Raw genomic sequence first — 9,324 nt, forward strand, 5'->3', positions numbered from 1 at the left:
GGCGGGCGGGACAGCGTCAGTAATTCACCGTCATCGCGATCAGGCCAAATATCCACGCAACGTAGAGCGGCATGATCGTCGCGAACAGCAGGAGCAGCGCCCAAAGCGTCCGGAACCAGCCGCGCTTTTCCTGAACAACGATACGAAGATTCCACGCGGCGAGCACGGCACCGCCAACAAGGATGATCAGCCCGGCAATCTGCAGGAACCACAACCACGGATCGTAAGACGGCAAAGCCTTCAGTGTCGAGATGCTGATTACCCACGCGGCCGTCAGCGCGAGCATCAGCCCCGCGCCGGCCCTAACGCCGCGATAGACGTGGAGCGAACGGCGCTGGAGCGCCAGTGGCGCCTTGTAATAGCGGCGGATCAATGCCGAAATGGGCCACTGAAGCAAGGTGATCAGCAGGATGCCGAGACTGATGTACATCGCGGGCATGATCCACCCGGCCGATTTCGATCCTGGCGCACGGTCGAACACCATGAAGGGCGAGATGCCGTCGATGCTCCAGCGCACGACCTTGCCGTCCACCAGCTGCGCCGCGAGCCGGCCGTGACCATCGGCATTGTGCCAAACGAACGGGGCGGTCTCGACCCATTTTGCAGGCTTTCCGCTAAGGTCGCGCCCGGCCGGGACGATCAGTTCGCCGTTGGGACCGACGCTGATCTTCACCTGGCCGAGCAGCGAGGCGATCGCGTAGAAATTCGTTTCGGCCCGGCGGCTGTTCAGCCAGTTACCCGCCAGCATCCTGGCATGTTCGGCCGAGGTTTTCGCATCGACGCGCGTCGCGGGCATTTCATTACCCGGCAGATAGCGATCGGCGAAATCCTCGAAGAGCGCGCGGCGGAGGGGGCCGACCGACGCCTGCTCGCCCGTAGCGTTGAACGACATATAGAGGCCGACATTTTCGTTGGTGAACAGGTGCAGCGCGGTGTGGAACAGTTGCGTGTCACCGAGATGCGCGATCACCTGCCGCCCGTTGATGTTGGTTTCGAAAAAGCCGAGCTCCATGCGGTTGAGCGGCGGCAGGATCGTCAGCGGCGTATCGTGCATCATCCGCGCGGTTTCGGGCTTCATCAGCCCCGCGCCCTGGTTCAGGTGCGCGATCATGAATTTCGCCATGTCGGCGCCGGTCGACGAAAGTGCGCCTGCGGGCGACGGACCGACGATTTCGAACTTCGACGGCCCGGCCGAAAGCTGGCGATAACCCGTCGCCATCCACGGCACGAACGCCCCCGGCAGCGGCTGGCGGAAGGTCGATTGCGCCATGCCGAGCGGCTGGAAAATGCGCTGCTCGATATAATCGTCGAACGACATTTTCGTCACGCGCTCGACGATATAGCCCGCAAGCGCGGTGCCATAGTTCGAATAGGAGGGCGTCGTGCCCGGCGCGTAAATGCGGTGAGGAAGCCCGCTTTTCACGAGATCGCCGAGCGATATCTGGAATTTCTTGTCCTCGAACATGGTGAGCTTGCCATGCTCCTCGAACCCCGCGGTGTGCGTCATCAGCTGGCGCATCGTCACCGGCTTTCCGTCCTTCGGCGGGATCTTGAAATCGAGGTAGATATTGACGTCGGCGTCGAGGTCGATCTTGCCGGCTTCGACCTGCTGCATCACCGCGGTCCAGGTGAAGAGCTTCGACACCGATCCGGGGCGGAACAGCGTGCGCGCGGGGTCGACCGGGGTGCGCTTGGCGGCGTCGGCATAGCCGAAGCCGCGCTGCGTCAGCACCTGTCCGTCCTTGACGACGACGATTACCGCGCCGGCGAGGTCGCCGCGCTTGAGCGCGAAGGGCACGAAACCGTCGAGCCAGCTATCGACATCCTGCTTGGTCAGCGTTGCCGACGGGGCGAGCGAGGTCGTGACGGGGGACGCCGCCTTTGGGGCTTCGGCCGCCGGTTTGGGCGCGAGGGCAGGCGCCAGCGGCATTGCGGGCTTCGCCGCCGCAGTGCCGAGCATCATGACGAGCGGCAGCAGCGCGAACAGCTTGATCGTGCGCATTGTCACTCTCCCGCCGCGCGCACGACGACGCCCCGCGCCATCACGAAGCCCATCGTTTCGAGACTGCGCACATCGGTCAGCGGATCACCCTTCACCGCGACGATGTCGGCCGACTTGCCCGCGGCGAGCGTGCCAATTTCCGCTTCGAGGCCGGCATGCGTTGCCGCCCACACGGTCGCGGACTTGATCGTCTCGAGCGGGGTCAGCCCTGCCTTCACCATCAGCGCGAATTCGCGGGCATTCTCGCCATGCTTCGACACCGCGCTGTCGGTCCCGAATGCGATGCGGACGCCGCCCTCATGCGCACGGCGCAGCGCGTCGACCATCAGCGGCCCTACCGTTCGCGCCTTGGCGCGGACCGGCGCGGGCATCCAGTCGGCGGTTTCGGCCTGCCGCGCGACGGTGTCGCCGGCGAGCAATGTGGGAACCAGATAGCTGCCCTTCGCCTTGAACAGCCGGATCGATTCCGCGTCGAGATAGGTGCCATGCTCGACCGAATCGACGCCGGCGCGCAGCGCGGCGTTGACGCCGTCGGTGCCATGCGCGTGCGCGGCAACCTTGCGGCCGAGGCGGTGCGCGGTGTCGACAATCGCGACGAGTTCGGCGTCGCTCATCTGCTGACCGAGCCCCGCAGCAGTGTTCGACATCACTCCGCCGGTCGAGGCGGTCTTGATGACGTCGGCGCCCTGCTGCACCGCCAGCCGGACCGCGCGCGCGCAATCGTCGGCGCCCGAGCAGAGCGTTGGCGAACGGAACAGGTCGATGATTTCCTGACGATATCCGTGGACGTCGCCATGCCCGCCATGCGCCGCGACGCCGCCCGCGGCGATGATCCGCGGCCCGACGACCTTGCCCGTCGCGGTCGCATCGCGCAGCGCGTTGATCGCCTGCGGGTCGGAGCCGAGGTCGACCACCGTCGTGAACCCGGCGCGCACCGTGCGCTTGGCGAAGACGACGCCGTCGAACGCCTGATCGACCGTCGATTTGGTCACCGCATCGAGGCGGCTCGTCGGGCTCGATTCAAAGGTCAGGTGGACATGGCTGTCGATAAAGCCCGGCATGACGAACTGATCGCGGAGGTCGACGATCCTGCCCTCGCCAACAAAGCCGTCGCGGATCGCGGCGACCTTTCCGCCTTCGACGACGATCGTCTTGTTCGTCTCGACGCGGCCGCTCGCCGGATCGGCGAGCAGGCGGCCGGCGTGGACATAGGTGGTGGCCGGCTCTTGCGCCGCGACCGGCTGGATCAGCGCGACCAGCGCCAGCCCTGCGAATATCGTCTTTTTCATCGTGCCTCTCCCTGTCTCATTATCGCTATCAGCCGACGTCGCGGCCCCAGATCGCCTCGCCGCACCACGCATTGCCGTCCACATATTCGATCGAGGGTTTGCGATCGTCGGCGAGGAAGATCGGTCCGTCGAGATCGACGATGTCGCAGAGCTGTCCGACAATGAACGCCGGCGCCATCGCAAGGCTGGAACCGACCATATTGCCGACCATCACCCCCAGCCCGAGTTCGCGGGCACGCTTGGCGATGGCGAGGCCTTCGGTCAGCCCGCCGCATTTATCGAGCTTGATGTTCACAACGTCGAAGCGGCCGACGAGCCCTTCGACGTCGGCGAACGTCAGTGCGCTTTCGTCCGCCGCAATCGGAATCGGGCATTGATAGCCGGTGAGGTCGACCTCGCGCCCACGCGCGAGCGGCTGTTCGAGCAGCTTGACGTCGGCAGCGACCAGCGCCGCGACGAGCGCATCGAGGTCATCGATCGCAAAGCCCTGATTGGCATCGACGCCGATCCAGCATTCGGGCCGCGCCGCGCGCACCGCCTGCACGCGGGCGATATCGACGTCGAGGTCGCCGGTGAGCTTGAGCTTGAGCGCGCGCGCCTGCGCATAATGGCGTGCGCCCTCGGCCATCACCTCGGGATCGTCGGCGCCGAGCGTGAAGGTGGTGCGGAGCGGGCGCGGTTCGGCGAGGCCGGCAAGTTCCGAGACCGGAACGCCGCGGCGCCGGGCTTCTAGCTCCCACAGCGCGCAATCGAGCGCGTTGCGCGCGCCGCCCGCGGGCAGAAGCGCCTGCAACTCTTCGCGCGTCACCCCGGCCTCGACCGCGCCGCGCACGCTTTCGATCGCGGCGGTCATCGCGGGCACATTGTCGCCGAGATAATAGACCCCCGACGCCTCGCCGCGCCCGCTATGCGTGCCGTCGGAGAGCGTCACGAGCACGACGGGCGTGTCGGTGAAGACATGTCCCGAGATGCGGAACGGCTTGGCGAGCGGGAGCGATTCGATCGCGAGATCGAGCGTGAGGGGAGCAAGCGTCGTCATAAAATCTGTCCTTGGTCGTTCAGGGCGCAGCGGTCGCGGGCGCGAGCGCCGCTGCGATCTGCGAGAGATATTTGTTCCAGTCGAATGCCTGCCCTTCGGGCGTCCAGCCGAGCCGGACGATCACCGCATCCTGCGACGGGATCGCCGCGACGATCTGGAAGCTATGCCCGCGCGCCATGACGGTGTCGGCGGGGAGGCCGGGGTAGAGCTTGCGGCGTTCGCCGTCGGGCTCGGGTTGGTTCAGCCAGAGCTGCGCGCCATAGAAGGGGCGCGGTGCAGCCTTGGTCGGGGTGACCGCGAAATCGAGCCATTGCTTCGAGAGCAATTGTTTGCCGCCGACCTTGCCCTTGTTGAGGTGCAGCAGGCCATATCTCGCCCAGTCGCGCGCGGTGGCATAGGCATAGGAACTGCCGACCTGCACCCCCGCCTCGTCGGGCTCGATGAGCGCGCTGGTCATGCCCGTGGGCTCGAACAATCTTTTCTGTGCAAAGCGCGTCATGCCTTCGAGTGTGCCGCCGGTCGCCTGAAACACGATGCGCGACAAGATGTTGGTCGTCCCCGACGAATAGCTCCAGTTCGTGCCCGGCGTGTCCTTCAGCGGCAAAGCCGCCGCCATCGCGCCCATGTCGCCAGCCTCGAACAGCATCTTGATCGAGTCATTGCCGGGCACATAGCTTTCGCTGAACGTGAGCCCGCTCGACATCGTGAGCAACTGGCGCAGCGTGATTTTCGCGCGCGGATCGCCCTCGCCCTTCCATTCGGGAACAGGCGCGGGTTCGTCGAGCTTGAGGACGCCGTCTTCTACCAGCAGGCCGACCAGTGTGCCCATGATGCTCTTCGACGCCGACCATCCGAGCAGTTCGGTATTGCGATCAAAGCCCGGCGCATAATGTTCAGCCACGATCGCCCCGCCCTGGACGACGACGATCGCGCGCGTGTCAGGATAGTTGCCCTTATTCTGCTCGTCGAAGGCGGCGGCGACCGCCTTGTCGAGCGCCGCGCGGTCGAGCCTTGCTTCGGCCGCTGCTGCCAGCTTGGCAACCGGCGCATCGCCGATCGGCCAGGGCTTTGCAGCATTGCCGCGCGTCGGCTTGAGCTTCGCCGCCTGGGCATCGAGCGCGGCGGTCGAAACATCGCCGGTCAGCAGCGTGCACCCCGCGACCGGGCGGTAAAGCGCGGTGCGCGTCGCCGCGCCCGGCGCCGATGCGGTGACGGTGCGCGCCGTGCGGTCGACCGCCAGCGTCACCGCCGTCATGAACGGGGCGAAGGCGTGGATGTCGTCGCGCAGCACATCGGCCTCGGCGCGCCCGGCGACGAAGATGCTGGCACAGGCGACCTGCGCCGACACCGCGGTGCCGAGGTCTTCGGGCTTCGCAATCGGCGGGGCGGCGGCGACGGCCGGTGCCGACGCCGCAAGCGCAAAAATGGTGAAAACGGGCCGCATCATATGCTCAAACACCGCAGCCATGACGCAGCACCGCGCCGGCCTTGGCGCCGGTGTGCTTGCCGTTCGCGATCGTGACGACGCCGTTGACGATCACCGTCTCGATCCCCGTCGGCGACGCGGTGGGCTTGTCCCAGCTCGCAACATCGTCGAGCTTGTCGAGGTCGAACACGACGATATCGGCGCGCATCCCGTCGCGGATCAGCCCGCGATCGGTAAGGCCCATGCGCTGCGCCGGCCAGCCGGTCATCTTGCGCACCGCGTCCTCGAGCGACAGGATCGGACGGCGCTTCACATATTCGGCGATGATGCGCGGGAAGGTGCCATAGGCGCGCGGATGCGGCAGGCCGAGCGCGTCCATCTCGCCGAGCTTTTCCGACGCCGCGGCGTCGCTGCCGATGCTGACCCACGGCTGCTTGATCGCGGTTTCGATGTCCTGCTCGCTCATCATGAAATAGAGCGCGACCGAGCGGTTCGGCAGGCCTTCGAGCAGGATGTCCCACGCCACATCGGCGGGGTCGCGGCCCAGTGCCTTGCCGATCTCGGCCAGGCTCTTGCCATGATAGGGGCGATATTTGTCGCTGAAGCCGTTCGCCAGACGGACATTTCCGAAACCGCCCGATGCGTGGACAAGGTTCGACCAGCCGGGCATCGATCCCGCCGCGACCTCCTTCTTCATCCGTTCGCGCAGCTTGGGGTCGCGCAGCCGTTCGATCCCCTTCTGGATGCCGTCGGCCCAGACCCAGCTCGGCGCGATGACCTCGAGCCCCGTGCCGCCCGCGGTATAGGGATAAAGGTCCGCCGCGACGTCGACGCCGCGCGCGCGCGCCGCGTTGATCGTCGCGACCGCCTGCGGCATCAGCTTGCCCCAGCCGGGCGCATAGCCGGCCTTGAGGTGGAAGATCTCGACCTTCACGCCGCCCTTCTCGCCGATCTCGATCGCTTCCTCGACCGCTTTGACGAGCCCTTCGCTCTCGTCGCGCATATGCGTGGCATAGAAGCCGTCGCACTGCGCCGCGACCTTCGCGAGCGTGACGAGGTCCGACGTGGTCTGGAAGCTGCTCGGCGGATAGATCAGCGCGCTGGTGATGCCGAACGCACCATTGTCCATCGCGATCTTGACCTCGCGCCCCATCGCCTCGAGCTGCGCCGCGGTCGGTTGCCCGGCGCCGTCGCCCATCACCTTCACGCGCGCCTGCGTCGCCGAATAATAGGTGCCGTAATTGACCGAGATGCCCTGTTTTTCGAGCTGGCTGAAATGCGCCGGGATTTCGGCAGCCTCGGCCGGCGGGCCGCCTTCGCCGGCGATGACGGTGGTGACGCCCATCAGCAGCTTGTTCTCGGCCGCGCCATTCTTGACGAGGACGCGGCCCGACTGGTCCATCATGTCGATGAAGCCGGGCGAGACATAGCGGCCCGTCGCGTCGATTTCCCTGGTGCCGCGACCCGCAACCCGGCCGATCCGCACGACGCGGCCGTCCTTGACCGCGACATCGGCGCTGACCCACGGGCTGCCCGCGCCATCGAGCACGCGGCCGCCGCGGATCACGATGTCATATTCGGGCGCCGGGGTGTTCGCGGCGAGCAGCAGCGGCAGCATCGACATCGCACCCAAGAGGATCTTACGCTTCATCATTCATCTCCCTGTCGCCAGCCGGGGGACTGACGGTTTTTGCTTTCATTTCTTTGCGGCTGCCTGCGCGTCGGCGCGCACTTCGCCCACGACCTCGCGAACCGCGGCGATCACGACATCGGGCCGGTCGATCTGAATATAGTGACCGGCATCGCCCACGACCTGCTGGCGGCCGCGCGTCGAAAGCGCCGCCTGTTCGGCGTTAAGCGCCTTCCACTCCTGTTTGAAGCGCGCGCCGTCGGATGCCTTCAGCGACAGCCCCTTCAGCTCGGCGGGCTTGAACGGCGCCATTGCCGTCAGCACGATCAGCGGCCGGTTCCCGAAACTTTTGACCGCACGCGCGTCGTCCATCGTAAGGTCGAAGCCGTCGAGTTCGGACGTCGCACCATACACCGACTTGCTGGCATAGGCCGCCATCCGTGCCGCCGCGTCCTTCGGCAATTTCCCCTGCCCCGCATTCGCCATCGCGAAGCGCACGATGCCCGTCCACGACAGCGCGGTGGCGGTATGCATGATCCACCCCGCCTGCCCGGGATGCGCGTCGACCTTCACCGCTTTTCCAAGCCGCGCGACCTGATCGGGATGCGAGGCGTCGACCATCACCAGCCCGGCAACCTGCTCACCATATTTTCCGACATAGGTCCGCGTGTACGGTCCGCCGATCGAATGGCCGACGAGTATGAGCGGATCGGTGATTCCAGCTTCCTTCAGCAGCGCGTGGAGATCGTCGGCGACGGCCGATGCGCGCTGCGGCGTATCCTTCGCGTCGCTCCACATGATCCCCGCACGGTCATAAGCGCAGGCGCGGGTGAAGGTCGCGATCCTGTCGTGCACCAGCGTCCAGTCGATCGTACCGCCCGTGCCGAGCCCCGATTCGAAGACGACGGTCGGCGATCCGGTGCCGCGGCAATCGATGTGCATCTTGCGCCCGCCAATATCGACCAGCTTTCCGGGCGGCGGATAGTTCGCCGCGGCATTCTTGCGACCGAGCGCCTCGTAAATCGCGCCCACCACGACCAGCAGGACCAACAGCGCGAGCAGGCCGAGCAAGATACGCTTCGCCCAGCGCCGGACCCGCGCCCAGCCTGTTACCTTTGTCATGTCACATTCCCCTGTGCGGCAGGTTGAAGTTCTTGTGTCTGGCCGCGAACGAGCCGGTACAATCCGACCGTCAGCAATGGCACGACATAAACGGCGAGGAACACCCACGAGAGAAAGCGGTAACCGCTGGCGATCAGGGTCACGAGCCCGAAGCGATCGGCAAGGAACATGCAGCCGACGAGCAGCGCGCCTGCGATGCCCGCCCGGGCCCGTTTGCCGAGCGGTCCATGACCGCGCGACCGGCGCGCCGCGTCGACGCGCTCGTTGATCGCGTGGACCGACCCCGCCCCGCTTTCGAGCAGGGCGGCAAAGATCATGAACTGAAACAGCAAGTGGAACAGCGGCATTTCGAGTTGCCGCAGCATGAAATCCGACGGCAGCGTCTCACCCATGATGCCAGGATAGAAAGCGATCATCGCGACGAAGAAGAGGATCGCAGGCGCCATCGCGAGCGGGCCGGCGATCAGGCCGGCGGTCACGGCGTCACGCTGGCTGGTCAGGTGGCGGATCACCGGCAGGATCACCACCGCGCCGATGACGTTGTACCCCGTGTAAGTCAGTCCGCCGAGAATCCAGCCGTCCGATGGCGCGGGAATGGCGAAACGTGCCGCAATCTCGTCACCGAAACTGCTCAGCGCAAAGACCATGAACAGCGCGTAGACGCCGTAGAGCAGGAAGGAGACATATTTGAACAGGCCTTCGACCGAGGAATTGCCGAAGGTCACGAACAGCGCGATCGAGGCGGCGAGGAAAGCGGTCCCCGCGAGCGGCGGCCAGCCGAGGATCGCGGCGCCGATCTCGCCCGCCGCGGCGCCG

General features: G+C 66.1%; 7 protein-coding genes. All 7 read right to left on the minus strand.

Annotated elements, in window-relative coordinates; translation table 11 throughout:
* Window positions 1–16: 16 nt before the first annotated feature.
* Window positions 17–2,002 carry a serine hydrolase domain-containing protein gene (locus VGD20_RS04350; RefSeq protein ID WP_331133274.1) on the minus strand — a complete coding sequence of 662 codons (1,986 nt, stop codon included), beginning with the start codon at window positions 2,000–2,002 and terminating at the stop codon, window positions 17–19.
* Between the two features lie 2 nt (window positions 2,003–2,004).
* A complete protein-coding gene (locus VGD20_RS04355) occupies window positions 2,005–3,291 on the minus strand; it encodes a metal-dependent hydrolase family protein (protein ID WP_331133275.1) in 1,287 nt (428 codons plus the stop codon).
* A 28-nt stretch (window positions 3,292–3,319) separates the two neighbouring features.
* On the minus strand, window positions 3,320–4,330 hold the full coding sequence (locus VGD20_RS04360; protein WP_331133276.1) for a dipeptide epimerase: 1,011 nt from the start codon (window positions 4,328–4,330) through the stop codon (window positions 3,320–3,322).
* A gap of 19 nt (window positions 4,331–4,349) precedes the next feature.
* Window positions 4,350–5,798, minus strand: coding sequence for a serine hydrolase (locus VGD20_RS04365; protein ID WP_331133277.1), 1,449 nt, complete (start codon window positions 5,796–5,798; stop codon window positions 4,350–4,352).
* Window positions 5,782–7,410, minus strand: a complete 1,629-nt coding sequence (locus tag VGD20_RS04370; protein WP_331133278.1) for an N-acyl-D-amino-acid deacylase family protein — start codon at window positions 7,408–7,410, stop codon at window positions 5,782–5,784. The genes VGD20_RS04365 and VGD20_RS04370 overlap by 17 nt, the downstream gene beginning before the upstream one ends.
* Window positions 7,411–7,452: 42 nt before the next feature.
* On the minus strand, window positions 7,453–8,508 hold the full coding sequence (locus VGD20_RS04375; protein WP_331133279.1) for an alpha/beta hydrolase: 1,056 nt from the start codon (window positions 8,506–8,508) through the stop codon (window positions 7,453–7,455).
* A partial coding sequence (locus VGD20_RS04380) for a hypothetical protein (RefSeq protein ID WP_331133280.1) occupies window positions 8,505–9,324 on the minus strand: 820 nt, incomplete at its 5' end. The genes VGD20_RS04380 and VGD20_RS04375, both read right to left, overlap by 4 nt.

Origin of the sequence: Sphingopyxis sp. (assembly GCF_036402335.1) — a bacterium.
Taxonomy (GTDB): domain Bacteria; phylum Pseudomonadota; class Alphaproteobacteria; order Sphingomonadales; family Sphingomonadaceae; genus Sphingopyxis.

Bases quoted from the DNA above. Each gene is read 5' to 3' on its own strand.
- VGD20_RS04350 (WP_331133274.1), bottom strand. From the start codon at position 2,002: ATGCGCACGATCAAGCTGTTCGCGCTGCTGCCGCTCGTCATGATGCTC.
- VGD20_RS04355 (WP_331133275.1), bottom strand. From the start codon at position 3,291: ATGAAAAAGACGATATTCGCAGGGCTGGCGCTGGTCGCGCTGATCCAG.
- VGD20_RS04360 (WP_331133276.1), bottom strand. From the start codon at position 4,330: ATGACGACGCTTGCTCCCCTCACGCTCGATCTCGCGATCGAATCGCTC.
- VGD20_RS04365 (WP_331133277.1), bottom strand. From the start codon at position 5,798: ATGGCTGCGGTGTTTGAGCATATGATGCGGCCCGTTTTCACCATTTTT.
- VGD20_RS04370 (WP_331133278.1), bottom strand. From the start codon at position 7,410: ATGATGAAGCGTAAGATCCTCTTGGGTGCGATGTCGATGCTGCCGCTG.
- VGD20_RS04375 (WP_331133279.1), bottom strand. From the start codon at position 8,508: ATGACAAAGGTAACAGGCTGGGCGCGGGTCCGGCGCTGGGCGAAGCGT.